This window comes from Pseudotabrizicola algicola, from assembly GCF_010915705.1.
Taxonomy (GTDB): Bacteria; Pseudomonadota; Alphaproteobacteria; order Rhodobacterales; family Rhodobacteraceae; genus Pseudotabrizicola; species Pseudotabrizicola algicola.
On sequence record NZ_JAAIKE010000001.1, the window covers coordinates 358,961 to 383,900 of the forward strand.

A 24,940-nucleotide genomic window follows, 5' to 3' on the forward strand; every position below is an offset into this window, starting at 1 on the left:
AGCCTCAGGCCTTGGCCCAGCCATCCGACGCGATCAGTGCTTTCAGACGTTCAGTGTCATATTCGGCTTCGAGCCGCGCCGCTTCCCGGCGCGCCACGTCTTCCTGCTCGCCCTCTGCCTCATAAGGCGGGGCTTTGCGCCATTCTGCCAGATAGGCATCGGCATCCTTGGCGCCGATCTTCATGGCGCAGCGGTCGATGGCTTGCTCGAAACGCTCGGTCAGTTGCACCTTTGCGCCGCGGCGGCCCTTGCCCACGATGACCTGTGCGGGGATGTCGCGCCAAAACACCACTGTCACCTCTGCCATGCGCCGATTCCCCTCCGCCACCTTCCTTTCCCTTCTAGTCGCCCGTTTGCGACAAGAGGGTGCGTTTTCGACATGGCGCGGTGCATCTGCGACCCGAGCCATTGCGGCAGGGCTGACTGGCGCATCGCCGCCACAGCGCCGGCCTTGCCGCAGGCCACGGCAGACCCGGGGCAGGCAGGGCCGCGTATGAGTGCTTGCGGCAGGGGGGGAACGGCGCTACGTTTAAGGTAACCACATATGGAGGGCGGCAATGACGCCCGAGCGTCCCCAAGGGGGGGGCGCGTCGCAAACACCGGTCGAGCCTGACAAAGGCTCTCGTGTCGCCGAATCGTCACCCCCTCACAAGCCGGGGCAGGGCACGCTATACGCGGCGCTCGACCTTGGCACCAACAGTTGCCGTATGCTGATTGCCCAGCCGAAGGGCAGTCAATTTACGGTCGTGGACAGTTTTTCCAAGACTGTCCAGCTTGGCATCGGGCTTGAAGCTTCGGGCCGGCTTTCGCGTGCCTCTATGGGGCGCACGGTGCAGGCATTGCGCATCTGCCAGAAGAAGATCGAACGTCACGGCGTGCATCGGATGCGACTGGTGGCCACCGAGGCCTGCCGCCGCGCGCGGAATGCGCGTGACTTCATCCGTCAGGTCAAGCGCGAGACGGGCCTGGCTCTGGAGATCATCCCGCCGGAAGAAGAGGCGCGGCTGGCGGTGATTTCCTGCGCGCCGCTTGTCAATGAGCGGACCGAGCAATTGCTGGTGGTGGACATCGGCGGCGGATCGACCGAGCTTGTGTGGATCGACCTGTCGGGCGTAAGACCTGAAAACCGCCCGCGGTCCATCATGAGCCTCCATACCGGCTTCAATGCGCAGCCCGAAGGCGGTGCGCGCGTGGTGGACTGGATTTCGGTGCCGCTGGGGGTTGCGACCTTGCGTGACCAGTTCGGCGATGTCGATGATGATGCCGCGCGTTTTGCCCTGATGAGCTGGTTTTTCGAAGAACAGCTTGCCAGCTTCTCCCCGTATAACGCCCAGCAACCGCGCGAGGGTTTCCAGATCATCGGCACATCAGGCACGGTGACCACGGTGGCGGCCAGCTATCTGGGCCTGCGGCGCTATGACCGCACGAAGGTGGACGGGTTGCAGATGACGAGCGACCAGATCGATTTCGTGATCCGCGATTATCTGGCGCTGGGGCCCGAGGGGCGGCGGGTGGACCCGCGCATTGGCCGCGACCGTCATGCGCTGATCATGTCCGGTGCGGCTATCCTTCAGGCGCTGATGCGGATATGGCCGACGGATCGTCTTTCCGTGGCCGACAGGGGCCTGCGCGAAGGCCTGCTTTATGCCCAGATGACCGCCGATGGCGTGCTGACCGAAGGACCATTCACATGAGTGACAAGAACATATCCGGCCGGGGCCAACGTGAGTTGCGGGTGCGGGTGAAAACCGCCAAGGGGCGCAAGCTGTCTTCGACGCTCTGGCTGGAGCGGCAGCTGAACGACCCCTATGTGATCCGGGCACGCAAGGAAGGCTATCGCGGACGCGCGGCCTACAAGATTCTGGAGCTTGATGACCGCTATGGCTTCCTCAAGCCGGGTGCGCGGGTGGTTGACCTCGGTTGCGCGCCGGGGGGCTGGTGCCAGGTGGCGGTGGTGCGCGTGAATGCGCTGGGGCAGAATCCGAAAAAGCCGGTCGGCACCGTCCTTGGTGTCGATCTGCAAGAGGTGGAGCCGATTCCGGGCGCGGAATTGCATCAGCTCGATTTTCTGTCCGATGATGCCGATGCCCTTGTGAAGGGCTGGCTGGGCGGCAGGGCCGATGTGGTGATGTCCGACATGGCGGCGGCAGCCTCCGGCCATAAGGCGACGGACCATTTGCGCATCGTCGCGCTGATCGAGGCGGCGCTGGATTTTGCCTTTGACGTGCTGGAAGATGGCGGCACCTTTGTGGCCAAGGTTTTGGCGGGCGGGGCCGAAAACACCATGCAGGCGACGTTGAAGAAGAATTTCCGCAAGGTTGCGAATGTGAAACCGCCCGCCAGCCGGTCGGACAGCTCGGAGAAATTCGTGGTGGCGATGGGATATCGCGGGCGCGAGCTGGCCGCGGCGGCTGCGGCCGATGATGACGCAGACGAGTGAAACGAGAAAGGCACCCCGCAGGGTGCCTTTTCACGAAAATTCTGCGAATTTCCGGATTCTGAGGCTTAGCCGCCCCAGCTGCGGACCGGGCCGCAATCCATGTGCACGAAGTTTGAACGAGAATAGCGCCCGACGCCGCCCGAGGCACAGGCCGCAGCGGCCTTGGCCATCTGGCTGACCGAACGGGATTTCAGCCGCAGATCGGCCGCCTGACCCTTGAGGTGCAGCGAGTTCTGGGCAACGCCGCTGGACTGTGCACGCAGCATCGCATTGGTGCGGGGGCTGCGGTAGCCAGAAAGCATCATGTAAGGTTCCTTGACGTCCATCAGCCGGTGGGCGGCTGCCATGATGTCAATAGTGCGGGCGTCGATGTTGGTCACATCATTGGACCGCCAGTCGCGCATGAAATGGTTGATCTCTGCCATCACCTCGGGAATGTATTTCCCTTCGATCCAGTAGATCGTGTCGATGCTTTCCCCGGTGCGGCCCGAATACATACGGATGCGGCGAATGTCGCCCGCGCCACGCAAAAGGCCGAAAGCGTTTGAATAGGTGGGTGCCGCAACCGCAACCGTTGCTGCGAACGCACCCAGAAGGCCGCGCCGCGTAAAACCCAACTTCGATGTATCTGCCATTCTAGCGCCTGTCCCGTCGTAATTTGACCACCTAGACGGCGGTTCGTCTTCACTTCGTCCCCAAGTGTGCAAGCTGTATGCCACAGCACCTTTTGCAACCCAAGTGCAGATTCTCCGCCGGTTCCCGGTTTAGGGGCGGTCGGCAAATTTTTGCTGAAAGTCGCCGATGGAATACGCAACATTTTTCTGATCGATCTGTTGCGCGAATGTGACGAGTTTGGCGCGCAATGTGATCTTCTGGCCGTAACGTGAATGGACAGCGCCGCCAACTTCGCGGAATGTGAGGAAAATAACCTAAAAGACTGGTTGGGACAGTGTGACGATGACTCGATGGAATGGTGCTTGTTCTGTGTCCGGCCTGGTGTTGTCGGCCAGTCTGTTTGCCTTTGCCGCGCCGATTGCGGCGCAGGATTTTCCCAGCCCCTTCGTGCAGACCATTGCCGCCGAAGCATCCGAGGATGCGACGATTGCGGCTTTTTATGCCGAGAATGCCTATCGGACCCTGTGGACAGGGGAGGGCGCGCAGGATGTGCAGCGCCGTTCGGCCTTGCTCGCGGCGCTGTCGGGCGCCGCTGCGCATGGGCTGCCGGTGGCACGTTATGATGTGGCAGAACTCACTGCGCAATTGCGGGCGGCACAAACCGAAGGCGACCGCGCCCGCGCCGAGGTGGCGTTGACCCGCGCCTATCTGGCCTATGCCCGCGACATCAAATCCGGCGCGACCGATCCAAAGCGGGTCGATCCGGGCATCGTGCGCGAGATTGCGCGCCCCGATCCGGCGATGCTGCTGGCGCAGATGCAGACGCGCAACCCTGCGGAGGTGATGCACAGCCTTTTGCCGACCTCGCCGCGTTATGCGCAGTTGATGCGGGCCAAGCTCTCGCTCGAAGCGCAGATCGCCGAGGGCGGTTGGGGACCTGCGGTAAAGGCGAAGGCGCTCGCACCGGGGCAGAGTGGCGATTCGGTCGTGGCCCTGCGGGACCGGCTTGGGGCGATGGGCTATCTGGGCCGCTCGGCCACCAAAACCTATGACGCGGCGCTGCAGGCGGCGGTTCAGCGCTTTCAGCTTGATCATGGACTGCCCGCCACGGGCAGCGCCGATGAGCGCACGCTCGCGGCGATCAATGTTGCCCCGCATGAGCGGCTCAAGTCGGTGGTCGTCGCGATGGAGCGGGTGCGCTGGATGCATGACACCCCGCTGGGTGATCGGCACATCTGGGTGAACCTTCCCGATTTCACCGCAAAGATCGTCGATCACGGCAAGGTCACCTTTGAAACTCGGTCGGTGATTGGCAAGGACGTGGCCGCGCAGCACACGCCAGAGTTTTCCGACATGATGGCGCATATGGTGATCAACCCGAGCTGGGGGGTGCCGCGGTCTATCATCGTGAACGAATACCTGCCGCTGCTGCAGCGTAACCCGAATGCCGTGAGCCATTTGCAGGTGATCGACGGGCGCGGGCGTGTGGTGCCGCGCGGCTCGGTGAACTTTGCCGGCTATTCGGCGCGCACCTTCCCGTTCGGCCTGCGCCAGCCCCCGTCCGATGGCAATGCCTTGGGGAAGGTGAAGTTCATGTTCCCCAATGTGCATAACATCTATCTGCACGATACGCCGGCCAAGAACCTGTTCAGCCATGACGTGCGCGCCTACAGCCACGGCTGCATCCGCCTGGCCGACCCGTTCGACTTCGCCTATGCCTTGCTGGCCCTGCAATCGGAGGACCCGCAGGCAGAGTTTACGCGCCATCTGAACACCGGCAATGAAACCACTGTAAAGCTTGAACAAAAGGTGCCTGTGCATCTGGTCTATTTTACCGCATGGCCGGGAGAAAAGGGGCAGATGACCTACCGTGCAGATGTCTATGGGCGCGATGCCAAACTGTTTCAGGCGCTTGAGGCCGCCGGGGTGGTCTTGCCCGCAGTTCAAGGTTAAATCTGCAAAGAGCCGCGAGGGTGCGGCCCGGAGGAGCCGCAATGACCCATTCCATCGCCGAGATTGCCGCCGCCATCGGGGCTGAATTTGCGGGGGATGGCGCGCTTGAGGTGCGTGGGGCGGCAGAGCCTCAGCAGGCCGGGCCGGACCAGCTGGCGCTGGCGGTCAATCCGAAATATGCCGACGGTCTGGCGCAAGGTCGGGCAAGGGCTGCGATGCTCTGGCCCGGAGCGGATTGGCAGCAGATGGGCTTGCAGGCCGCCATCTTCGCGCCGCGGGGCCGTCTGGCGATGGCTGGGCTGACATCCTTGCTTGACGCCGGGCCGGTCATCGCGCCGGGGGTCCATCCGCTGAGCGTGGTCGATCCGTCTGCGCAGCTCGGCGAGGGGGCCGCAATCGGGCCTTTTGTAACCATCGGCGCGGGCGTTGTCATTGGCCCCAATGCCCGCATTGCCAGCCATGTCAGCATTGCGGAAGGCGCAAGCCTCGGGGCTGATGCGCTTGTCCTGCAGGGCGCGCGGATCGGGGCGCGGGTGACCATCGGCGCGCGGGTGATCATCCAGCCGGGGGCAGTGATCGGGTCTGACGGGTTTTCCTTCGTCACGCCGGAAAAATCGGGCGTGGAGGAAATCCGTGAAACGCTGGGGCAGCGGGGCGATATTCGCGCGCAAAGCTGGACGCGCATTCATTCCTTGGGCGCGGTCACCATTGGCGATGACGTGGAAATCGGCGCGAATGCGTGCATCGATCGCGGCACGATCCGTGACACCACGATCGGCAGAGGCACAAAGCTGGATAACCTTGTGCACATCGGACACAATGTGCAGGTCGGCGATGATTGCCTTTTGTGCGGTCAGGTCGGCATTGCCGGATCGTCGCGGATCGGCAACAGGGTCGTGCTTGCAGGCCAGTGCGGCGTGAACGACAATATCTTCATTGGCGATGACGTGATTTGCGGCGGCGCGACAAAGGTCTTTACCAATGCGCCTGCGGGGCGGGTGTTGCTGGGCTATCCGGCGGTCAAGCTGGAAACCCATGTCGAGATGCAAAAGGCCCTGCGCCGGTTGCCGCGTCTGGCCTCGAAAGTTGCCGCGATGGAGAGAGTCATCGAGAAGTCATGAAGGCTTTCTATAAGCCTTTCGAACAGGAAGGAATGATCGCATGACAAATACCGCACAGACCATCATCGGGATCATTGCCGAGAAGGCGTTGCTGGAACCTGCAGACCTGACTGTCGACACCAGACTAGATGCCTTGGCGCTCGACAGTCTTGCGATGGTTGAACTTGTCTTCGCGCTGGAGGAAGCCTTCGACATTTCGGTGCCCTTCAATGCCAACGAACCGGGCAGCGAAGAATTCGACCTCTCGTCGGTGGCCGCGATCATCGCGGCGGTAGAGGGGCTTGTTTCCCAGAAGGCCGCCTGAGCGTCCATGCCAAGAGTTGTGATTACGGGCGCGGGCACCATCAATGCCTTGGGGCATGACGTGGCCTCGACCTATGAAGCCTTTGCTGCGGGGCGTTGCGGAATCGGGCCGCTCGACATTCCCGATGGGGATCGGTTGTCAAATCGGGTCGCCGCACAAGTGCGGGGCTGGACCGCCACCGAACATTTTGACCTGCGCGGGCTAAGCCTTTATGACCGGATGACGCAATTTGCTCTGTGGTCGGCGAAACAGGCGGTGGCGCAGTCGGGTCTTGTGTTTGATGAACCGCTCGCGCTCCGCACCGGGGTGATCCTTGGCACGGCAGGCGGCGGGCTTGGCACCATCGACGACAGCTATCGCGCGGTTTATGCCGAAGGCAAGAACAGGGTTCATCCGCTGACCGTGCCGCGCCTGATGGCCAGCGCCGGGGTGAGCCACATCAGCATGGTTTACGGTCTGCGCGGGCCGGCCTTCGCCGTTTCGACGGCCTGCGCCAGTTCCAACCATGCGATGGGGCTCGCCTTCCAGATGGTCCGGTCGGGCGCGGCGCCGGTGATGCTGACCGGCGGGGCAGAGGCGATGCTCACCTTCGGCGGTCTGAAGGCCTGGGAAGGGCTTCGGGTGATGTCAACGGACGAGTGTCGCCCGTTTTCGGCCGATCGCAACGGCATGATCCAGGGCGAAGGCGCGGCGGTCTTTGTGTTTGAAGCCTATGAGCATGCCAAAGCGCGCGGGGCAGACATTCTGGCCGAGGTTGTCGGTTTTTCCATGTGTTCCGATGCCCATGACATCGTGATGCCGTCGAGTGACGGGGCGGTGCGCGCAATGCGCGGTGCGCTGGAGGACGCAGGGCTGGCGCCGGAGCAGGTGGGCTATATCAATGCGCACGGCACCGGAACCAAGGCGAATGACGCCAACGAGGCTCAGGCGATCCGCACGGTGTTCGGGGCAGAGCCGCCGCCGGTCTCTTCGACCAAGGCGGCGCATGGGCACATCATCGGCGGCACGGGCGCGGTAGAGGCGCTTGCCTGCCTGATGGCGCTGTGTGACGGGGTGATCGCCCCGACGCTGGGCTACAGCCAGCCCGACCCGCTCTGCCCGCTCGATGTGGTGCCGAACACCGCACGCCGCGCGCGCGTCGAGGTGGCCGTCTCGAACGCCTTTGCCTTTGGCGGGTTGAACGCGGTGCTGGTGCTGCGCCGCATGTAAAGGGCCGCGCCCCAGCAAGGACGCGGCCCGGTTTCAGTGCCCTGCGGGAGATTACGGGTTGGTCGCGGACACTGCCGTATAGCCAGCCGTAAAGCCCTTGAGCGAGAGGTCCACGCTGACCTTCTGGTCGGGGGCGACCACGGGAACGATGGTCAGCACAGCCTTGGCCCCGCGCTTGAACTGTTCCACCTCTGCGGCGGTGAAGCCGATGCGCGAGACGCAGCCGATGGTCGAGCAGAAGGTGAAGGGATAGACCCGCGGTGCAGAGCCATCCACGGCCATCATCAGATTCTCGGTCAGCAGGGTTTCCAGCGGCACGATCACCGTCGCGCCAGCGGCTGCCTGCCCGCCTGCAGGCAGGTTGAACATGCTGAATTCGGCCACCGCATTGCCTTCGGAATCAAGCAAAAGCTGGTACAGCTGGCAGGGGTCGGCACCATCTTCGGTGCGGATGCAGCGCTGCTCCCAGGCTTCGAACTTTGCCTCGACATAAGAACTGCCGACACCGGACGCCTCGGCCCCGACTTCTGTTCCCATCGACAGCCCTTCTTCTCCGGCAGCGTCGGCGGCGAAGGTCTCATCCTCTGTCGCGGGAGCTGCGGTGTCCTGCGCCCAGACGGAGCTTGTGGAAACCGCCATAAAGAGGGCGAGTGCAAGAGACTTCGAAAGGGTCGGGTTCGTTGCAAAGGTCATGTCACGTCCATATTTCGCTGTTGGGCTTTCACCCGCTCGCGCCGATCTACCATGTTGCGCCGGACCTGTCAGGTGCCAAAAGCGTGACCTGATGGGGGCGGCAAGGCGCGGGGCCGCCAGTGTGCACGGCTGGTGGCGCGGCCTCTGCCTGTTGCGGCCAAGCACATGGCGAAAAATGAAAAAGGGCCAGTGGTCCGGCCCTTTTTCACGTTTATTTTTTTGCTCCCTGTCGGACTGGCCGACTTCATGGACGTGACGCTACGGTGGAATTTGGCAGGCGTCAACCGGGAATCTGATCACAAATACGCCTGTAAAACATGCGATATAGGGGCAGGTTATCTCCGTTGGGCCTTGGGCGGGGCAGGTGGGCCCGCGCACGGCAGATCGGGGCTTCTTTCAACGCATGGCCTGCCAGTGCAGGATCGCCACTGGCATCGCGGGCGCAAGTTTGTATGGTTGATCGCCAAGGGCCCTGCGGCCTCGGTCGGTGCAGAACAGGAGACATCTGGTGTCGGAAGAGCCTTCAATTTTTGTCGGTGGCGGTGGGAAAGAGTATGGTCATCCGCAGCGGTTGTTGCTTGGCTATGGCAACCGTCACGGTCTGATTGCGGGGGCCACCGGCACCGGCAAGACGGTGACGCTGCAAATCCTTGCCGAAGGGTTTTCTGCTGCCGGTGTGCCGGTGTTCCTGTCTGACGTGAAAGGCGATCTTTCGGGGTTGGCGGTGGCCGGAAGCGCCGCGGGAAAGCTGCACGAACCTTTCATGAAACGGGCGGCAACAATCGGTCTTGATCTGGTTTACAGCGCCTTTCCCGTCACCTTCTGGGATCTGTTCGGCCAGCAGGGCCACCCCATCCGTGCGACCGTTGCCGAGATGGGGCCGCTGCTTCTGGCCCGTCTGCTGGAGTTGACCGAGGCGCAAGAGGGCGTGCTGAATGTCGCCTTCCGTCTGGCAGATGAGGAAGAACTGCCGCTTCTGGATCTCAAGGATTTGCAGGCGCTTCTGGTCTTTGTTGCGGAAAACGCAGGCGCCATCTCGGCGCGCTACGGGCTGGTCGCTCCTGCGTCGATCGGGGCGATCCAGCGGCGGTTGCTGGTGCTTGAAAATCAGGGCGCTGCCGCGTTTTTTGGCGAACCGGCGCTGGATCTGGCCGATCTGATGCTGACCGATAGCGATGGCCGGGGCCGGATCAATATTCTGGCTTCGGACAAGCTGATGCACAGCCCCCGCCTTTATGCGACCTTCCTCTTGTGGCTGCTGTCCGAACTTTTCGAGACGCTGCCCGAGGTGGGCGATCCGGACAAGCCAAAGCTGGTGTTCTTCTTTGACGAGGCGCATTTGCTGTTTGCTGATGCCCCGCGCGCCTTGGTGCAAAAGGTGGAACAGGTGGCGCGGCTGATCCGGTCAAAGGGGGTGGGTGTGTATTTCATTACCCAGAACCCGGCGGATGTGCCCGAGAACATCCTCGGACAGCTTGGCAACCGCGTGCAGCACGCGTTGCGCGCCTTTACCGCCAAGGATCAGAAAGACCTGCGCTTGGCCGCACAGACCTATCGCGACAACCCCGCGTTCAGCACCGAGGATGCCATCCGCGAGGTGGGCACAGGCGAGGCGGTGACGTCATTTCTGGAGCGCAAGGGTATTCCCGGTGTGGTGCAGCGCACGCTGATCCGGCCGCCCAGCAGTCAGGTCGGCCCGATTGATACCGCCTTGCGGGCGCAGTTGATGGTGATGTCGCCGCTCAGGGGCAAATACGACAGCATGATCGACCGCGACAGCGCTTATGAACGCCTGCGCGCGCGCGAGCAGAAAGCGGCGGCAGAGGCAGCCGCCGCCGAAACGCAGGCTGCCCCCCCACGCAGGGGCGAGACGGATCTGCGCCCCGACAGTGACGGGTTCAGCAAGGCGCGGCGCTATGACGGGGGCGACACCACCCGCACCGCAGCCCCCAAGCCGAGGACATCCAGCCGCAGCAGCGATTCCGTGGGCGAGGCTTTTGCGAAAAGTTTCGCCCGCCAGCTTGGCACCAAATCCGGGCAGGCGATTGTGCGCGGTGTGCTCGGCTCATTGTTCAAGAAACGCTGATGCGACGGGCCGGGCAGGGCGGACCTGCCCGGCTAGCCGTCAAAGGGGCCGCATTTTCAGCTTGACGATGCGGTTTTCGCGTTTCTGAACCACTTCAAAGCGGAAGCCGTGGAAGCTGAACGCCTGACCTTCGTTGGGGATCATCTGGGCTTCGTGGATCACAAGGCCGGCAATCGTGTTGGCCTCGTCATCGGGTAGGTTCCAGTCCATCGCGCGGTTCAGGTCACGAATGGTCATCTGTCCCTCGACCAGATAATCGCCATTCTCTGCCCGCTTCAGCGCCGAGTCTTTTTGCACCACGTCGAATTCATCGGTGATTTCGCCGACGATCTCCTCCAGAATGTCCTCGAGCGTGATGAGCCCCTGCAATCCGCCATATTCGTCAACCACCAGAGCGAAATGGGTGCGCCGCTTCAGGAACTGGCGCATCTGTTCGTCAAGCGCCGTGGTATCGGGGATGAAATAGGGTTTCATCGCCACCTTGACGATATCGAGGTCCTTGAGCGTGCCCAAGGTGCCGTTCGAGGTGCGCAACAGGCGGTCGACCTCGCGCAGCAGGTCCTTGGCGTGGACGACGCCGAGAATATTCTCTTCGTCATCGCGGAACAGCGGCAAACGCGTATGCGCCGAGGCCAGAACCTTGGTCAGGATCTGGTCGGGCGGCAGATCGGCGTCGAGCATCTCGATGTGCCGGCGGTGACGCATGATTTCATCGACGGTCCGGCTTCCCAGATCGAGGGCGCCCAACAGACGGTCGCGGTCCTCCTTCTCCACCGCGCCCTCGGAGTGACCGAGAGCAATGGCGCCGACAATCTCCTCGCGCAGGGCAAGGATCTTGCCCTCGGGGTCGGCCCGCACGCCGAAAACGCGCAGCACGCCCCGCACCAGCATGCGGACGACAGTCACGATGGGCGAGAAGACAAGGATCAGCAGCCGGATCACCGGCGCGACCTTGGTGGCAAAAGCCTCGGGAAAGGTGATGGCGAGTGTCTTGGGCAGAACCTCGCCGAAGATCAGCACCAGCACGGTCATACCCAGCGTGGCGAAAGCGACGCCGGAATCGCCCACTACCCGCGTCAGAAGGGCGGTCGCCAAGGATGCCGAGAGGATGTTCACAACGTTGTTGCCAAGCAGGATGGCCCCGATCATCCGCTCGTTGTCCTCGGTAACCTTCATGGCCGCCTGCGCGCCGCGCGATCCCTTGTCGGCCGCCGTTTTCAACTTGGCGCGCGAAGCCGCCGTCAATGCGGTTTCCGAACCGGAGAAGAAGGACGACAGCACCAGAAGACACAAGATCCCTGCGGCGGTCAGCCAAAAGGCGGTGTCGAGGGCAGAGTTTTCCATGACTGTCAGTGTTCCGTTACTGGGTTAATGCAAGGGGTGAATGGCCGCGTGCCTGACGCATCAGGATCCTTTGGCCGCCGTGGCCAGAGGGTGATGCTGTAGCACCAGGGACTTGAGATGATCGTCAAGCACATGGGTGTAAATCTCGGTGGTCGACAGATCGGCATGGCCAAGCAGCGTCTGGATTACGCGCAGATCGGCCCCGCCTGCCAGCAGATGCGTGGCAAAAGCATGGCGCAGCGCGTGGGGCGTGACGCGGGCGGCAGAAACACCCGCTGCACCGGCAATCGCCTTGAGCATAAGGTGCACATGCTGGCGTGTGAGATGTCCATCCGCCCCCGGTCCGGGAAAAAGGTGGCGCGAGGCGGGCCGACCTGCGAGGCGCGCCTTGTCTTCGGCCTCATCGCGCAAGGTGAGCCAGGCTGACAGCGCCGCACGGGCCGGACCGGAAAGGGGCACCATCCGCTCCTTTCCGCCCTTGCCGCGCACCAGCAGCATGCGCGGATCGCCCCGCGCCGCCGAGGCGGGCAGGGTCACAAGCTCGCTCACCCGCATGCCGGTGGCGTAGACGAGTTCCAGCAAAGCCGCATTGCGCGCGCGCTCCGCCCCGTTGCGCCCGTGGCCGCGCGCCGCATCCATCAGCCGCGATACTTCGTCCACGCTCAGCGCATCGGGCAGGCGCTGGACTGCCCCCGGCCCCTTGATGCGGATGGCAGGATTGTCCGCGCGCCAACCCTCTTCATGGGCAAAGCGATACATCTGGCGAATAGAGGAAAGGCGGCGCGCGCGGGTGGCCTTCGACAAACCATTGGCATCACAGGACACCAGATACGCCTCGACATCCTCGCGTGCTGCCGTTGCAAAGGTGCCGCCCCTGTGCGCGACCCAATCGGCAAAATCCTTCAGGTCGCGCCCATAGGCCAGTTGCGTGTTGCGTGCGGCATCCAGCTCGGCGGCATGGGCGTCGAGGAAGGCCGATATCCACCTGTCAGATGTGGCAGGGCCTTCGCTCATCCGCGCCGCTCCAGCAGCATGAGTTCCAGCGCCGTCTGGCGCGCGGTATCTTCAAGTCCGATATGGCGCAGGAAAGCCAACCCCTCGGTCACGCCGGAAAGATCGCCCTGCACGCCCCGCCCGATCTTTTCGATCGCCAGCAAGATTCCCTCACCGATGCGGCGTTGTTCGATCAGAGCCGCGAATTCAGCGGTCGGCTCGCTGCGCAAAAAGGCCGGAGCGATGGCGCGCCCCAAGGTGTCGGGCGGAATCGCGCCAGACAAAGACCCCGTTGCAAGACCGATCAGAAAGGCTTCGCGCGTCGATTCCGCTTTGCGCGCCTTCGCGATCGCTTCATAGCGCGGTGACAGCAGTCCCAGTTCAAAGGCGATCTTGCCCGCCTGACCCGTCAGCGGCAGCCGCGAAAGGTCTTCTGCGAACAAGGTGGCGAAGGGCACCTCTAGTTCTGCCTCGGTCATGCGCGCCCATGCGGCAGGCAGGCTTTGTGCGACCGCGCCCGGATCACCGGCGCGCAGGGCCGTTTCAAAGCGCTGAAAGGCATCCACGCGGTCCCAGACCCCGCCCGAGGCCGCGGGCAAACGCTCGGTGTAAAGGCCAAGCAGAACATTGGGCGCGATGACTCCGGCCCGCGCCAGACGCTCGGCCGATTCGATCTGGCTTTTCCAGCCTGCGGTGTCGCGCAACTCGGCATGGGCAAAGGCCAGCGGCAGCGTCATGGTCGACTGCGGCTCGCCAATCGCTTCGAACATGCGCCACGCCAGCGGGGTCATGCGTGCGGGAATGGGTGGCAGCGCATCCCCCTCGTAAAGGTCGGGGTCAAGAAACCGCGACAGGAGCGAGTCTTCTTCCTCGGTGACATAGCCAAGCGCCTGCGCCGTGCGCAGTGTCAGCGCCGCCGCGTTCCAGTCGCCCGAGCGCGCAACGCAAAAGATGCGGGCGGGAAAGGTCGGGGCCAGATTTGGCGTTGCGCGCATCATCTCGCAGCCGCGCTCTTCGTTTCCGGTCAGCAGCGCGACATCGAAAGCACGGCGAAAAAGCTCGGGGTCGCCCGCAGGGGCGGCCTCCAGCAGTTCCGCCGCCTGATCCAGCGCCCCCATCGACAAGAGCCTGTCGATCCGGGCCAAAAGCAGCGCGCCCTTGCCGCTGCTGTCAGGCGGGGGCGCGGCCTCGGCCAGCATCAGCGTGATCGTCAGCGACTGGAGCGCAGGCAAAAGATCGTTGCGCTCGCTTGCGATGGCGCTGCGCACCTCCTCTTCCAACCCCATGCCCCACAGGTCGCGAGGCAGGCCGCTGGTTGCAGGGGAAAGCAGCCCGATGGCATCGGGCGAAGGCGCATCAAGCACCGAAACCGCCACATCCTGCGGCAAGGCGCCGCCCGAAGTGACGGGCGCCTCTGCCGGAAGGGCAGGCGCGCCAACCGCCGCGCCCGCCGGCGTTGCGACCGAACTCGACAGCCAGTCGATGGCCGACAGCGGATCCTGGGCGCGGGCTGGCAAAGCCGCGCCGGTCGCCATGACCAGTATCAGCGGCAGGGCTGCCCTAATCGGCATTCAATGTCACCGGAACCGTGACCTGAGATTGGTTTGGAGACAGGTCAGCCAGATAGGCATAGCCCGTCAGTGCCGCAAAACCCACAATGCCCAACACAATCACCACCTTGAGGAGACGCCCCACCATTTAGTCCTGCCCTTTCAGCCCGATTGTCCTGCGTGCCACGGGTTTACCCCGCCGTCTTTCCGCAGTGCCCCTATGCCCCCGCTGCGAATTGGCCGCTGCCGGACCGCATCACCGCTTGGTTGGGCGCGATTATATATGGCATTCACGGCGAGTTCACGCCATGAACAAAAAAATGCGCGTGATGCGCGCGAAAGCGTTGCTTTCGCCTGTTTGGCGCTGTGCGGGGACGGAACAAGTGAAGGAGGCAACGTGGCACGCCTGAAAAAGACGGTCGCCATGGTGGGCATGATGGGGGCGGGAAAGACAGCGGTCGGCACGGCGCTGGCGGCGGCCCTCTCGGTGCCATTTGTTGATTCGGACGAGGAGATCGTCCGCGCTGCCAGCCGGTCTATCGCCGAGATCTTCGAGCGCGACGGGGAGCCGTTCTTTCGCGCCCGCGAATCCGAAGTGCTGGCCCGCCTTTTGCGTGGCCCGCCTTGCATCCTGTCGACGGGGGGCGGGGCCTATCTGGCAGAGGGGAATCGCCAGTTGATCTCTGCCACCGGCGTTGCGGTCTGGCTGCGCGCCGATCTTGATCTTCTCTGGAACCGCGTGCGCCACAAGACGACGCGGCCGCTTTTGCGCACCGCCAATCCCAAAGAGACGTTGCGCGCACTCTATGAGGCGCGGGTGCCGTTTTACAGTGAGGCCGATATTACCGTCGATGCCAGCCCCGAGCTTTCCATCGAGGATATGGCCGCACGGGTCATTCAGGCGCTTGCCACCCGCCCCGATGTCCTTGAAGGAGAACAGGCATGACGCTTGACGTGGTTCCGGTCGAACTGGGCAGTCGCAGCTATGAGGTGCGGATCGGTCCGGGTCTGATCGATGCGGCAGGGGCGCAGATTTTGCCGCTGTTGCGGCGACGCAAGGTTGCGGTTGTCACAGACGAGACGGTTGCCAGACTGCATCTGGACAGGCTTCTGGCGGCGTTGGCGGCAGAGGGGATCGAAGCTTCGGCACTGACCCTGCCTGCAGGTGAAAGCACCAAGGGGTGGGCCGAATTTGCCCGCACGACCGAATGGCTGCTGGAGCAGAAGATAGAGCGGCGCGATATGGTCGTCGCCTTCGGCGGCGGGGTGATCGGCGATCTGGTCGGATTTGCGGCAGCGGTCTTGCGCCGCGGCGTGCGGTTCGTGCAGATTCCCACCACCCTGCTGTCACAGGTGGACAGTTCCGTCGGCGGCAAGACCGGTATCAACACGGCGCAAGGCAAGAACCTCGTCGGTGCCTTTCATCAGCCGACGCTGGTACTGGCTGATATCGACGTGCTCGGCTCGCTGCCGGGGCGTGATTTTCTGGCCGGGTATGGCGAGGTGGTCAAATACGGGCTGCTGGGGGATGCGACGTTCTTTGATTGGCTCGAGTCGAATGCCTCCGCGATGGCGGGTGATGCGGGCCTGCGCCAATACGCGGTGCGCCGCTCGGTCGAGATGAAGGCGGGCATCGTCAGCCGCGATGAAACCGAGGAAGGCGAACGTGCCCTGCTGAACCTTGGCCACACCTTTTGCCATGCGCTGGAAAAAGCCACGGGCTATTCCGACCGCCTGCTGCATGGCGAAGGCGTGGCGATCGGCTGCGCCTTGGCGTTCGAATTGTCGCAGCGGCTGGGTTTGTGCGCGCAAGAGGCTCCAAGCCGCGTGCGCGCGCATCTGCGCGCCATGGGCTGCAAGGTTGATCTGAAGGATATTCCCGGTGATCTACCTGACGCCGAGACGCTTCTGGCGCTCATGGGTCAGGACAAGAAGGTGATCGACGGCCAGCTTCGCTTTATCCTGGCGCGTGGAATCGGTGAGGCTTTTGTAGCCTCGGATGTGCCGGGCGATGTGGTGAAAAATCTTCTGGCAGAGGCGCTCGCCGGCTAAGGCAGGCGCAACCCCATGAGGCAGACCAAGGCGCAGCGGGCCTGTCCCGCAGCCCGTTGGCGCGCCGCATCTCGAGAAATCGCCCCATCGCCTGACGCCAAAACGCGCAAGGCGTGAAACGGCATCCTCTGCCGAGACTCTAGCGCCACGCCCTGCCTGAGCAGAGCGATTAGTATTCAATTTCAAGGAAGTGGTTGGCTGGGGCGCCAGGATTCGAACCTGGGTATGGCGGTACCAAAAACCGCTGCCTTACCGCTTGGCGACGCCCCAACCGTGAGGCGGTGTTTAGCCAAGCGTCTTGGCGGGTGCAAGGGGGGTAAATCACAAAAATGCAAAGATGGACGCAGAGCCTTGCGCAAGGTATGGGGCGCACATGGAAAAGCTGGATGTAATCGTTCTTGGGGCCGGAGCGGCGGGCCTGTTTTGCGCAATAGAGGCCGCCCGCCGCGGTCGCCGTGTGCGGGTGGTCGATCACGCCAAGGCAGCGGGCGAAAAGATTCGCATCTCGGGGGGCGGGCGGTGCAATTTCACCAACCTTGAAATCAAGCCCGAACGCTTCTTGTCGCGCAATCCGCGCTTCGCCCTTTCTGCGCTCAAACGCTATACCCAGTGGGATTTCATCGCGCGGATGGATGAGTGGGGCATCGCCTGGCATGAAAAGACGTTGGGCCAGTTGTTTTGCGATGGTCCTGCAACGCAGGTCGTCGAAGCGCTGACGCGCGATCTGGCGCGTGCGGGGGGCGAGCTTTGGCTCGGCTGCGCAGTGGAAGGGGTCGAATCGGAGGCGGGCGGCGGTTTTGCGGTGACGACCGCGCGAGGCGTGCTGCGCTGCGCCTCGCTGGTGGTGGCGACAGGAGGCAAATCGATTCCCAAGATGGGGGCCACGGGCTTTGGCTATCGCCTGGCAGAGCAGTTCGGTCTGCCGGTGGTGGAAACCCGTCCGGGTCTGGTGCCGCTTACCTTTGCCGAACAGGAACTGGTCTGGATGAAGCCGTTGGCGGGTCTGTCGATTGACGGCCGCGTCCGGCATGGGCGCACCGAATTTGCCGAAGGCATGCTGTTCACCCATCGGGGCTTGTCCGGCCCTGCCATCCTGCAGCTCTCGAGTTATTGGCGCGAGGGCGAGGCAATTGCGATGGATGTCAGCCTTGGCCGCGACGTGGCGGCGTTCTTGCGCGCGGCGCGCGCGCAGGGGCCGAAACTGGCGCTGCGCACTGCGCTGGCGGGGCTGGTGCCGGAACGTCTGGCGCGGCATCTGGAAACCGTGATCGCTCCCTCCGGCCCGCTCGGCACCCTGTCCAACGCGGCGCTGGAGCAGGTGGCCGAGGTCTTGCGCAACTGGCGTCTGGTTCCGGTCGGATCCGAAGGCTATCGCACCGCCGAGGTGACGCTGGGCGGGGTCGATACCGACGCGCTGGACGCAAGAAGCTTGCAGGCCAAGGGCTTGCCCGGTCTCTATTTTGTCGGGGAAGTGGTGGATGTGACCGGCTGGCTTGGCGGCTATAACTTCCAATGGGCGTGGTCGTCGGGCTGGGCGGCAGGTCAGGCCGTATAATCAAGGGCTTGATGGGAAAAGCTGAGGTTTTGCTTTAGCCCCGCGCCGGATCTTCATATCTGTGGAGCCGCCCATTCGGATCGGTCACCTGCCAAGCGCCATCTTGCTGCGCCAGATACGTTGGCCCGATCGGCACCTTGCCGTAGCCGCCGGGAATATCCAGCACATAGGTTGGCAAGGCCGTGCCGGACATCCGCCCGCGCAGCGCTGCCATGATTGCCTGGCCTGCCGCAATGGTGGTGCGGAAATGGCCCGCGCCGCGCGCAAGGTCGCAGTGGTGCAGGTAATAGGGTTTGACCCTCAGCCGCAGCAGCGCACGGAACAGGGCTTCGAGGGTATCTGCGCTGTCGTTTACCCCGCGCAGCAGCACGGTTTGCGACAAGAGGGGCACGCCGGCATCCGCCAGACGCGACAGCGCGGCGGCGGCCTCCGGTGTCATCTCGTCGGCATGGTTGGTATGCACAACCACCCAGACCGAGGGATGCTGGCGCAGCGCTTCGACAAGGCTTGCGTTGATCCGGTCCGGGGCAACCACAGGCACCCGCGTGTGCAGACGCACCAGATCGACATGGCCAATCGCCGCGAGACGGCCCACCAGATCGGCAATCCGACGGGCCGAGAGCACCAAAGGATCACCACCCGTCAGGATCACTTCGCGAATGGCTGGAGTGCTGGCGATATAGGCCAGCGCGGCTTCAAGCTGGTCGGCGGGCAGATGGCCGGTGTCGCCCACGGTTTCACGCCGAAAGCAAAAACGGCAATAGACTTCGCAGGTCTTGGTGACATGCAGTATCACCCGGTCCGGATAGCGGTGCGTCAACCCCGGCACCGGGGCGTGCGTGTCGTCCCCGATCGGGTCTGCCATGTCTTCGGGGCGTTCGACCAATTCTTCACGCGTCGGAACGAACTGGCGTGCCACCCCTTCCGAGCCAAGCGATGCCATCTTCATCTGCGGTGTCAGGCGCAGGCGGAAATCCTGTGCCACACGCTCCAGCAGCGGGGCCTCTGCAGCAGGTGCCAAGCCGTCGCTGACCAGATCGGCGACGGTCATCGCCGGACGAAGAGGTAACGTGCCATCCATCTGGGGCGGATCAGGCCCTGAGCCCGGTGGCCGCAAGCAGGCCGCGCCGCTTGGCTTCGTAATAATAGCCGCGCGAATACCACATCACAGCGCGGTCTTGCGATCCGTCAGCCACCATCCACGCACCGCGCAGATACTTGACCGCATAGCGCAGGTTGGTTTCGGCATCGAGAAGCTCGCTCGGGTCTCCCCGAAAGCCCATCGTGCGGGCGGTTTGTGGCGCAATCTGCATCAACCCCAGATAGCTGCCGTTGCGCGCCCTCGGGTTATAGCCAGACTCGCGCTGGACCACCCGATGCACCAGACTGACCGGCACATCATATTCATTGGCATATTTCACGATAAGCGCCCGCAACTCCGGGGTTTCGCCCGGATTAAGCGCACCGCCCGCCGCCACGAAGGTCCGCGTATGATCGCGGCGACCGCAAGCTGTCAGCACAAAGGCCAGTCCGAGCGACAGGGCGGCGCGGCGAGTGATCGGGGGCATGGGCAGGGTCCTCGGTTGCCATATCTGCGCCGCGTTTTAACGCAATTTCGCTACAGGCTCTAGCCCCCGCTGCGGCTGTGCGCGCGACGGGGTCTGCGGGCAAATTAGGACTTTAGGCGGGCTATGATGCGGGCTTGGGGGCTGCTAGGCTGAAACCAGAAGCCATAGGTGAGCCATGACCGTGCACAGCCTGCCGACACCTCGGGGCGCGCAGCCCCGCCCTCTCCAGTTGGCGCTGGTCGTGGATGACCATCCGCTGTTTTGCGACGCCCTGTCGATGACGCTCAAGGCGGTGGCGGGCATCACCCGGATCGAAACCGCGGACCGTCTGGAAAGCGCCATCGCGCGGCTGGAGGGCGCTCCGATGCCCGATGTGGTGGTGCTGGACCTCAACTTGCCCGATGTTGATGGTCTGGATGGCTTGATCCGGTTGAAATCGGTGGTTGGGGCGGTTCCGGTGGTGGTGGTGTCGTCTTTGGCGGACAACCGTGTGGTCAGCGCCGCCCTGCGTGCCGGGGCGGCGGGCTTTGTGCCGAAACATTCGCACCGCGATGTGTTTCGTGCCGCGTTCGATGCGATCCGGCAGGGCAACAGCTATCATCCCGAAGGTTTTGTGCCGCAGCATGACCCCAAGGCACCCGCGAGCCAGCGCGAGGAGGCGGTGGCGCGCCTGTCTTTGCTGACACGTCAACAGGCGCGCATCCTGCAACTGATTTGCGAGGGCAAGCTGAACAAGCAGATCGCCTATGAGCTGACCATCGCGGAAACGACGGTCAAGGCGCATGTCACCGCGATCATGCGCAAGCTGGGGGTGCAGAGCCGCACGCAGGCAGTGCTGATCGCGCGGGGGGCCAGCTTTGACAGTCTGATGCCCGAGGGCGATTGACCCGCCGTGCGCGCCCATTCTAGCCTGTCGCCATGAGGGGATCGGACCATCAGGAAAATCTTGCTGCAGGCGGCCATGCACTGGCGCAGGCTGCGGGCGGTCTTCTGGCCACCGCCTCTGTTCCTGCTGGCGCGCCCGATGCAGCCAGCCGTTTGCATAAGGCTCTGGGGCCCGGTCCTTTCGCGCGCGTGGTCTTGTTTGTCTCGCCCGACGCCGATCTGGATGGGCTTTGTTCCGATATGGAGCAGTTTTTCCCGCCGGGATTGGTGATTGGCTGCACCACGGCTGGCGAGATTTCGCACAGCGGCTATACCGAGGGCGAAATCGTGGCGCTGGGATTTCCGGCCGCGCATTTTCAGACCGAATGTCTGCTGGTGCCGGACCTGATCCGGATTCACACCCAGGAACTGATCGGCCAACTCATCCGCGCCCGCACCGCGTTGCAGGAAGAGCGCCCCGGATGGGATCATGAGTTTGCCTTCATGATGGTAGACGGGCTTTCCACGCTTGAAGATGATCTGGCGGCCACCATCGCCTCGGGCCTCGGGCCGGTTCCGCTGTTTGGCGGGTCGGCCGCCGACGGGGTGCGCTTTGACCGCACGCATGTGATCTGGCAGGGCCGGGCGCTGAACAATGCGGCGATCGTGATGCTGGTGCGCAGCGCCTGCCGGGTGCGGGTGTTCAACCTTGATCATCTGGTGCCGACCGACAGGCGCATGGTTGTCACCCAGGCCGATCCTGCGCGGCGTGTGGTGCGCCAGATCAATGCAGAGCCTGCCGCGCAGGAATACGCGCGGCTTCTGGGCAAGGACCCGGCCCAGTTGACCACCTTCACCTTTGCCGCGCATCCGGTTGTGGTGCGGGTGGGCGGACGCCATCATGTTCGGGCGATCCAGCGGATGGATGCCAATGGCGATCTGGTGTTCTTTTCCGCCATTGACGAAGGTCTTGTGCTGACACTGGCCGAGCCGCAGGACATGGTCGCCCATCTTGACCGCGAACTGTCGCGTCTTGCCGATCTTGGTCCGCCTGCGGCCATTCTGGCCTGCGACTGCATCTTGCGCCGCATGGAAGCGCAGGAGAAGCAGATGTCGGGCGCGATCTCGGCGCTGCTGCGCAAGCATAATGTGGTGGGCTTTTCCACCTATGGCGAGCAGTGGAATTCCATGCATGTCAATCAGACCATGACGGGGGTGGCGATCTACCCGCCAGAGCAGGCATGATCGACTCGCTGATCAATCCGGCCGATCCGCCCGAGCGTCAGATGCAAAAGCTGATGACCATCGCGCAGGTGCTCATGCGCCGCGTCGAGGCTGATACCGATGACAGCGGCGCTGCCTATGCCCAGTTCCAGCGCGCGGCGATGCTGGAAGATCAGGTGCGCGACCGCACCCGCGATCTGGAACGCGCTTTGGACCTTCTGAACGATTCCAACGCGCGGCTGGCCGATGCCACCCGCAGCGCCGAGGCGGCGCGGCAAAACCTCGCCAATGCCATCGAGACCATTCAGGAAGGCTTTGCGCTGTTTGACGCCAGCGATGTGCTGGTGCTGTGCAATTCCCGCTTTGGCATGCATATGGAGGATATTCGCGGCGACCTGCGCCCCGGGCTGACCTTTTCTGCCTATGTCGACCGCGTGAGCCGGTCTGACTTTCTGGAACTGCCCGAGCGCGAATCTCCGGAAGACTGGGCGATCCGGCGCAAGCGTCGGCATCAGGACAGGCATGTGATCTTCAACGTGCGCATGATCTGGGATCGCTGGGTGCAGGTCAGCGAACATCGCACCGCCGATGGTGGCACGGTCATTTTGCAGACGGATGTGACCGACATCATCCGCAGCGAGCGGCAGGAACGCGGCAAGCTGCTGGACGATCAGGCGCGGATGATCCGTGCGACGCTGGACCATATCAATCAGGGTGTGGCGATTTTTGACGCGAATGCGCGGCTTTTGGGCTGGAATGCCAGACTTGGCCAGCTTTTGGCTATTCCGGTCGCGCGTTTCCGCGTGGGGGCCTCGTTCGCCTATCTGCTGCAACGCTTTCGCGCAGAGATCACGCTGTCCGAAGGCATGACAGACGCACAGCTCGAGGCTTGGGTCGGGGCCAAAGCGGGGCGCGATCCGCTGTCCTTTGAAATGCGGCGTGGCACTGACCTGATCCTGGCCGCCTTTGCGCAAGAGATGCCCGATGGCGGCTTTGTGATGAGCTTCACGGATGTGACAGCGGAACGTGCCGCCATCGAAGCGCTCAGCCGCGCCAATGAAACGCTGGAAGCGCGTGTGATGGACCGGACGCTGGAACTGGAGGATGCACTGGCCAATGCCGAACGCGCGAATGCCAGCCGCACCCGCTTTGTTGCGGCGGCCAGCCATGATCTGCTGCAACCTTTGTCGGCGGCCAAACTGTTCATTGCCAGCATCAGCGGCGAGGCGGTGCCACCGCAAGCCGTGGAAGCGCTGGAGAAGGCGCAGAATGCGCTGGTGTCGGTCGAAGGGATTCTAGATGCGCTGCTGGATATCTCGAAGCTCGAATCCGGTCGTGCGGCAGTGTCGGTGGGGCAGGTTGCGCTGCGCCCGATCCTCACCCAACTGGCCGCCGAATTCAGCGCCATCGCGGCGGCCAAAGGCCTGCGCCTGACTGTGCGGCCCAGCGATGCGGTGGTGATGACCGACCCCGCCTATCTTCGCCGCATCCTGCAAAACCTGATCGGCAACGCGATTCGCTATACTGCGCGGGGGCGAGTGGTGGTGGCCGCACGCAATCGCGGCGGCATGGTCCGGCTCGAGGTCTGGGACACGGGCCCCGGGATTCCCGAAGAGGAACAGGACAATATCTTCAAGGAGTTTCACCGCCTGAACGCCCGCGCCTCGGCCAGCGAGGGGATGGGCCTTGGTCTGGCCATCGTGGAGCGCGCCTGTGCCTTGCTCGGCCATCCGCTCGGGCTGTCGTCACGGCTGGGGCGCGGCACCTGCTTTATGCTGCAACTACCTCTGGGTTCGGCCTCGGGTGCCTTGGCCGCGCCGCCGCCGCAGGCCGCGCCGCACCCGAGGATGCGCCTGCAAGGGAAGATCGGTTTTCTGGTCGAGAATGACCCTGACCTGTGCCGCGCCATGACGCTGCTGCTTGAAAAATGGGGCCTTTCGGTTCTCGATGCCGACAGTGGCGAGGCGGCGCTGGCACTGATCGAGGAACTGGGCATTTTGCCCGATTTCTTTCTGGTCGATCACCAGTTGGGCGATGGCATGACGGGGGTCGAGTTCATCGCAACCCTGCGCCTTTTGCACGGCGATGTGCCTGCGCGTCTGGTCACCGCCAATCGCAGCGCCGAGGTGCGCGCCTTGGCGCAGGCCAAGGGAATTGAGATCATGATGAAGCCCATCGATGCCCGCGCGCTGGAAGCCTTTCTGCAAGAGCTTGCCTAGTCGCGCCTGTGTCCTACGACTTAGGTTCCATAGCGCGGCGACGGGGCAGATCATACACTTGCGTTCAAGGGAGATTGACCGATGCAAATGAGTGATACCCGCGAGATAAAGGCTGCGCCCTCCGATGTCTGGGCTGCGATCCTGAACCCCGATGTTCTGAAAGAATGCATCCCCGGCTGCACCGAAGTCACCGGCAACCGGGATGAGGGGTTCGAAGCGGTGGTGACGCAAAAGGTCGGCCCGGTGAAGGCGACCTTCAAGGGCGCGGTCACCTTGTCCGACATCACCGAAGGAGAGCGTGTCACCATATCTGGGGAGGGCAAGGGCGGGCCTGCGGGCTTTGCCAAGGGGGGCGCGGTCGTGGTCCTCGAACCGATCCCCGAAGGCACCCGCCTGACCTATGAGGTAGAGGCGAATGTGGGCGGCAAGCTGGCCCAACTTGGCAGCCGGATCATTGATGGCTTCGCCAAGAAAATGGCGGATGAGTTTTTCACCCGCTTTCAAACAGCGGTCGAGGGGCCGGCCATGCCCGAAGAAGCAGCGCAAAACGCAGACGAGGGCGGCCAAGCCCCCGGAGAACAAAAAAAGGGCTGGTTCAAACGGCTGATCAGCTGACCGCAGACCAACCCACGACAGATTCAAGGGAGGAAAACCATGACGAAGGTCACGATGACCGTGAACGGAAAATCCGTCTCGGCCGAAGCAGAGGGGCGCACCCTTCTGGTGAATTACCTGCGCGAAGGGCTTGGCCTGACCGGCACCCATGTGGGCTGCGACACGTCCCAATGCGGGGCCTGCGTGGTGCATGTCGATGGAAAGGCGGTCAAATCCTGCACCGTGTTTGCGGTCGATGTTGCCGGGTCTGACGTGCGCACGATCGAGGGCATGGCGAATGCCGATGGCAGCCTTGGCGTGGTGCAGCAGGCGTTTCAGGATCACCACGGCTTGCAATGCGGCTTCTGCACGCCCGGCATGGTGATGTCATCAGCGGCACTTCTCGCGGAAAATCCACGCCCGACAGAGGCCGAGATCCGGCATTACCTTGAAGGGAATATCTGCCGCTGCACGGGCTATCACAACATCGTCAAGGCGGTCCTTGCCGCGTCCGGGCAGGACGCAGGCGCGATGGCTGCGGAATAAGGGGGGAAAG

At 63.4% G+C, this 24,940-nt stretch carries 24 protein-coding genes and 1 tRNA gene; 15 read left to right on the forward strand and 10 right to left on the reverse strand.

Annotated elements, in window-relative coordinates; translation table 11 throughout:
* Positions 1-4 precede the first annotated feature (4 nt).
* The gene (locus G3572_RS01755) at positions 5-307 is read right to left on the reverse strand and encodes a virulence factor (RefSeq protein ID WP_164608952.1); all 303 of its coding nucleotides are present in this window, start codon (positions 305-307) and stop codon (positions 5-7) included.
* Positions 308-557: 250 nt separating this feature from the next.
* Between G3572_RS01755 and G3572_RS01760 the strand changes: the two genes are divergently transcribed.
* Positions 558-1,694: a Ppx/GppA phosphatase family protein gene (locus G3572_RS01760; protein ID WP_164608953.1), complete on the forward strand. Its 1,137-nt coding sequence runs from the start codon at positions 558-560 to the stop codon at positions 1,692-1,694.
* Positions 1,691-2,440, forward strand: a complete 750-nt coding sequence (locus G3572_RS01765) for an RlmE family RNA methyltransferase (RefSeq protein WP_164608954.1) — start codon at positions 1,691-1,693, stop codon at positions 2,438-2,440. The genes G3572_RS01760 and G3572_RS01765 overlap by 4 nt, the downstream gene beginning before the upstream one ends.
* A 65-nt stretch (positions 2,441-2,505) precedes the next feature.
* Here the strand turns inward: G3572_RS01765 and mepK are convergent, their stop codons facing one another.
* Positions 2,506-3,075: a peptidoglycan L,D-endopeptidase MepK gene (gene mepK, locus G3572_RS01770; RefSeq protein WP_164608955.1), complete on the reverse strand. Its 570-nt coding sequence runs from the start codon at positions 3,073-3,075 to the stop codon at positions 2,506-2,508.
* 322 nt (positions 3,076-3,397) lie between these two features.
* On the opposite strand from mepK, the gene G3572_RS01775 reads away from it, so the two are divergent.
* From G3572_RS01775 to G3572_RS01790, 4 genes are read left to right on the forward strand one after another with little or no spacing between them, the layout of a single operon-like run.
* Positions 3,398-5,008, forward strand: coding sequence for a L,D-transpeptidase family protein (locus G3572_RS01775; protein WP_164608956.1), 1,611 nt, complete (start codon positions 3,398-3,400; stop codon positions 5,006-5,008).
* Positions 5,009-5,049: 41 nt separating this feature from the next.
* Positions 5,050-6,129 carry a UDP-3-O-(3-hydroxymyristoyl)glucosamine N-acyltransferase gene (locus G3572_RS01780; protein ID WP_164608957.1) on the forward strand — a complete coding sequence of 360 codons (1,080 nt, stop codon included), beginning with the start codon at positions 5,050-5,052 and terminating at the stop codon, positions 6,127-6,129.
* A 40-nt stretch (positions 6,130-6,169) separates the two neighbouring features.
* The gene (locus tag G3572_RS01785; RefSeq protein ID WP_164608958.1) at positions 6,170-6,433 is read left to right on the forward strand and encodes an acyl carrier protein; all 264 of its coding nucleotides are present in this window, start codon (positions 6,170-6,172) and stop codon (positions 6,431-6,433) included.
* Between the two features lie 6 nt (positions 6,434-6,439).
* Positions 6,440-7,642, forward strand: coding sequence for a beta-ketoacyl-[acyl-carrier-protein] synthase family protein (locus G3572_RS01790; RefSeq protein ID WP_164608959.1), 1,203 nt, complete (start codon positions 6,440-6,442; stop codon positions 7,640-7,642).
* Between the two features lie 51 nt (positions 7,643-7,693).
* Here the strand turns inward: G3572_RS01790 and G3572_RS01795 are convergent, their stop codons facing one another.
* Positions 7,694-8,335, reverse strand: coding sequence for an invasion associated locus B family protein (locus G3572_RS01795; RefSeq protein ID WP_164608960.1), 642 nt, complete (start codon positions 8,333-8,335; stop codon positions 7,694-7,696).
* 508 nt (positions 8,336-8,843) lie between these two features.
* Between G3572_RS01795 and G3572_RS01800 the strand changes: the two genes are divergently transcribed.
* Positions 8,844-10,421: a helicase HerA-like domain-containing protein gene (locus G3572_RS01800; RefSeq protein WP_164608961.1), complete on the forward strand. Its 1,578-nt coding sequence runs from the start codon at positions 8,844-8,846 to the stop codon at positions 10,419-10,421.
* Between the two features lie 39 nt (positions 10,422-10,460).
* Here G3572_RS01800 and G3572_RS01805 read toward each other — a convergent pair whose 3' ends face one another.
* The 4 genes from G3572_RS01805 to G3572_RS01820 are packed head-to-tail and all read right to left on the reverse strand — an operon-like array spanning position 10,461 to position 14,456.
* A complete protein-coding gene (locus G3572_RS01805; protein WP_164608962.1) occupies positions 10,461-11,765 on the reverse strand; it encodes an HlyC/CorC family transporter in 1,305 nt (434 codons plus the stop codon).
* A gap of 60 nt (positions 11,766-11,825) precedes the next feature.
* On the reverse strand, positions 11,826-12,779 hold the full coding sequence (locus G3572_RS01810) for a site-specific tyrosine recombinase XerD (RefSeq protein ID WP_164608963.1): 954 nt from the start codon (positions 12,777-12,779) through the stop codon (positions 11,826-11,828).
* Complete coding sequence (locus G3572_RS01815; RefSeq protein WP_164608964.1) at positions 12,776-14,329, reverse strand: hypothetical protein; 1,554 nt, start codon at positions 14,327-14,329, stop codon at positions 12,776-12,778. The genes G3572_RS01810 and G3572_RS01815 overlap by 4 nt, the downstream gene beginning before the upstream one ends.
* On the reverse strand, positions 14,319-14,456 hold the full coding sequence (locus G3572_RS01820; RefSeq protein ID WP_164608638.1) for a hypothetical protein: 138 nt from the start codon (positions 14,454-14,456) through the stop codon (positions 14,319-14,321). The genes G3572_RS01815 and G3572_RS01820 overlap by 11 nt, the downstream gene beginning before the upstream one ends.
* Positions 14,457-14,705: 249 nt before the next feature.
* Between G3572_RS01820 and G3572_RS01825 the strand changes: the two genes are divergently transcribed.
* Positions 14,706-15,254 carry a shikimate kinase gene (locus tag G3572_RS01825; protein ID WP_354003973.1) on the forward strand — a complete coding sequence of 183 codons (549 nt, stop codon included), beginning with the start codon at positions 14,706-14,708 and terminating at the stop codon, positions 15,252-15,254.
* The gene (gene aroB / locus G3572_RS01830) at positions 15,251-16,360 is read left to right on the forward strand and encodes a 3-dehydroquinate synthase (protein ID WP_164608966.1); all 1,110 of its coding nucleotides are present in this window, start codon (positions 15,251-15,253) and stop codon (positions 16,358-16,360) included. The genes G3572_RS01825 and aroB overlap by 4 nt, the downstream gene beginning before the upstream one ends.
* Positions 16,361-16,555: 195 nt before the next feature.
* Here the strand turns inward: aroB and G3572_RS01835 are convergent.
* A tRNA-Gln gene (locus tag G3572_RS01835) sits at positions 16,556-16,630 on the reverse strand.
* A 103-nt stretch (positions 16,631-16,733) separates the two neighbouring features.
* Here G3572_RS01835 and G3572_RS01840 point away from each other — a divergent pair.
* Entirely contained in the window at positions 16,734-17,915 is a 1,182-nt protein-coding gene (locus G3572_RS01840) for a BaiN/RdsA family NAD(P)/FAD-dependent oxidoreductase (RefSeq protein WP_164608967.1), read from the forward strand.
* A 34-nt stretch (positions 17,916-17,949) separates the two neighbouring features.
* Here the strand turns inward: G3572_RS01840 and G3572_RS01845 are convergent, their stop codons facing one another.
* Positions 17,950-18,996, reverse strand: coding sequence for a lysine-2,3-aminomutase-like protein (locus G3572_RS01845; RefSeq protein ID WP_435530944.1), 1,047 nt, complete (start codon positions 18,994-18,996; stop codon positions 17,950-17,952).
* A 10-nt stretch (positions 18,997-19,006) separates the two neighbouring features.
* Positions 19,007-19,483 carry a lytic transglycosylase domain-containing protein gene (locus G3572_RS01850; protein WP_164608968.1) on the reverse strand — a complete coding sequence of 159 codons (477 nt, stop codon included), beginning with the start codon at positions 19,481-19,483 and terminating at the stop codon, positions 19,007-19,009.
* A 175-nt stretch (positions 19,484-19,658) separates the two neighbouring features.
* Between G3572_RS01850 and G3572_RS01855 the strand changes: the two genes are divergently transcribed.
* From G3572_RS01855 to G3572_RS01875, 5 genes are all read left to right on the forward strand, one after another.
* On the forward strand, positions 19,659-20,369 hold the full coding sequence (locus G3572_RS01855; RefSeq protein WP_164608969.1) for a response regulator transcription factor: 711 nt from the start codon (positions 19,659-19,661) through the stop codon (positions 20,367-20,369).
* A gap of 32 nt (positions 20,370-20,401) precedes the next feature.
* Positions 20,402-21,592 (forward strand): FIST N-terminal domain-containing protein, encoded by a 1,191-nt coding sequence (locus G3572_RS01860; RefSeq protein WP_164608970.1) that lies wholly within the window; start codon positions 20,402-20,404, stop codon positions 21,590-21,592.
* Positions 21,589-23,790, forward strand: a complete 2,202-nt coding sequence (locus G3572_RS01865; RefSeq protein ID WP_164608971.1) for a hybrid sensor histidine kinase/response regulator — start codon at positions 21,589-21,591, stop codon at positions 23,788-23,790. The genes G3572_RS01860 and G3572_RS01865 overlap by 4 nt, the downstream gene beginning before the upstream one ends.
* 81 nt (positions 23,791-23,871) lie before the next feature.
* Positions 23,872-24,405, forward strand: a complete 534-nt coding sequence (locus G3572_RS01870) for an SRPBCC family protein (RefSeq protein WP_164608972.1) — start codon at positions 23,872-23,874, stop codon at positions 24,403-24,405.
* A 39-nt stretch (positions 24,406-24,444) separates the two neighbouring features.
* Entirely contained in the window at positions 24,445-24,930 is a 486-nt protein-coding gene (locus tag G3572_RS01875; RefSeq protein ID WP_164608973.1) for a (2Fe-2S)-binding protein, read from the forward strand.
* Positions 24,931-24,940: the final 10 nt, after the last annotated feature.

What these genes read in the sequence shown, in the direction of transcription:
- G3572_RS01755 (WP_164608952.1), bottom strand. Translation starts at nt 307, where the DNA reads ATGGCAGAGGTGACAGTGGTGTTTTGGCGCGACATCCCCGCACAGGTC.
- G3572_RS01760 (WP_164608953.1), top strand. Translation starts at nt 558, where the DNA reads ATGACGCCCGAGCGTCCCCAAGGGGGGGGCGCGTCGCAAACACCGGTC.
- G3572_RS01765 (WP_164608954.1), top strand. Translation starts at nt 1,691, where the DNA reads ATGAGTGACAAGAACATATCCGGCCGGGGCCAACGTGAGTTGCGGGTG.
- mepK (WP_164608955.1), bottom strand. Translation starts at nt 3,075, where the DNA reads ATGGCAGATACATCGAAGTTGGGTTTTACGCGGCGCGGCCTTCTGGGT.
- G3572_RS01775 (WP_164608956.1), top strand. Translation starts at nt 3,398, where the DNA reads ATGACTCGATGGAATGGTGCTTGTTCTGTGTCCGGCCTGGTGTTGTCG.
- G3572_RS01780 (WP_164608957.1), top strand. Translation starts at nt 5,050, where the DNA reads ATGACCCATTCCATCGCCGAGATTGCCGCCGCCATCGGGGCTGAATTT.
- G3572_RS01785 (WP_164608958.1), top strand. Translation starts at nt 6,170, where the DNA reads ATGACAAATACCGCACAGACCATCATCGGGATCATTGCCGAGAAGGCG.
- G3572_RS01790 (WP_164608959.1), top strand. Translation starts at nt 6,440, where the DNA reads ATGCCAAGAGTTGTGATTACGGGCGCGGGCACCATCAATGCCTTGGGG.
- G3572_RS01795 (WP_164608960.1), bottom strand. Translation starts at nt 8,335, where the DNA reads ATGACCTTTGCAACGAACCCGACCCTTTCGAAGTCTCTTGCACTCGCC.
- G3572_RS01805 (WP_164608962.1), bottom strand. Translation starts at nt 11,765, where the DNA reads ATGGAAAACTCTGCCCTCGACACCGCCTTTTGGCTGACCGCCGCAGGG.
- G3572_RS01810 (WP_164608963.1), bottom strand. Translation starts at nt 12,779, where the DNA reads ATGAGCGAAGGCCCTGCCACATCTGACAGGTGGATATCGGCCTTCCTC.
- G3572_RS01815 (WP_164608964.1), bottom strand. Translation starts at nt 14,329, where the DNA reads ATGCCGATTAGGGCAGCCCTGCCGCTGATACTGGTCATGGCGACCGGC.
- G3572_RS01820 (WP_164608638.1), bottom strand. Translation starts at nt 14,456, where the DNA reads ATGGTGGGGCGTCTCCTCAAGGTGGTGATTGTGTTGGGCATTGTGGGT.
- aroB (WP_164608966.1), top strand. Translation starts at nt 15,251, where the DNA reads ATGACGCTTGACGTGGTTCCGGTCGAACTGGGCAGTCGCAGCTATGAG.
- G3572_RS01840 (WP_164608967.1), top strand. Translation starts at nt 16,734, where the DNA reads ATGGAAAAGCTGGATGTAATCGTTCTTGGGGCCGGAGCGGCGGGCCTG.
- G3572_RS01845 (WP_435530944.1), bottom strand. Translation starts at nt 18,996, where the DNA reads ATGGATGGCACGTTACCTCTTCGTCCGGCGATGACCGTCGCCGATCTG.
- G3572_RS01850 (WP_164608968.1), bottom strand. Translation starts at nt 19,483, where the DNA reads ATGCCCCCGATCACTCGCCGCGCCGCCCTGTCGCTCGGACTGGCCTTT.
- G3572_RS01855 (WP_164608969.1), top strand. Translation starts at nt 19,659, where the DNA reads ATGACCGTGCACAGCCTGCCGACACCTCGGGGCGCGCAGCCCCGCCCT.
- G3572_RS01860 (WP_164608970.1), top strand. Translation starts at nt 20,402, where the DNA reads ATGAGGGGATCGGACCATCAGGAAAATCTTGCTGCAGGCGGCCATGCA.
- G3572_RS01865 (WP_164608971.1), top strand. Translation starts at nt 21,589, where the DNA reads ATGATCGACTCGCTGATCAATCCGGCCGATCCGCCCGAGCGTCAGATG.
- G3572_RS01870 (WP_164608972.1), top strand. Translation starts at nt 23,872, where the DNA reads ATGCAAATGAGTGATACCCGCGAGATAAAGGCTGCGCCCTCCGATGTC.
- G3572_RS01875 (WP_164608973.1), top strand. Translation starts at nt 24,445, where the DNA reads ATGACGAAGGTCACGATGACCGTGAACGGAAAATCCGTCTCGGCCGAA.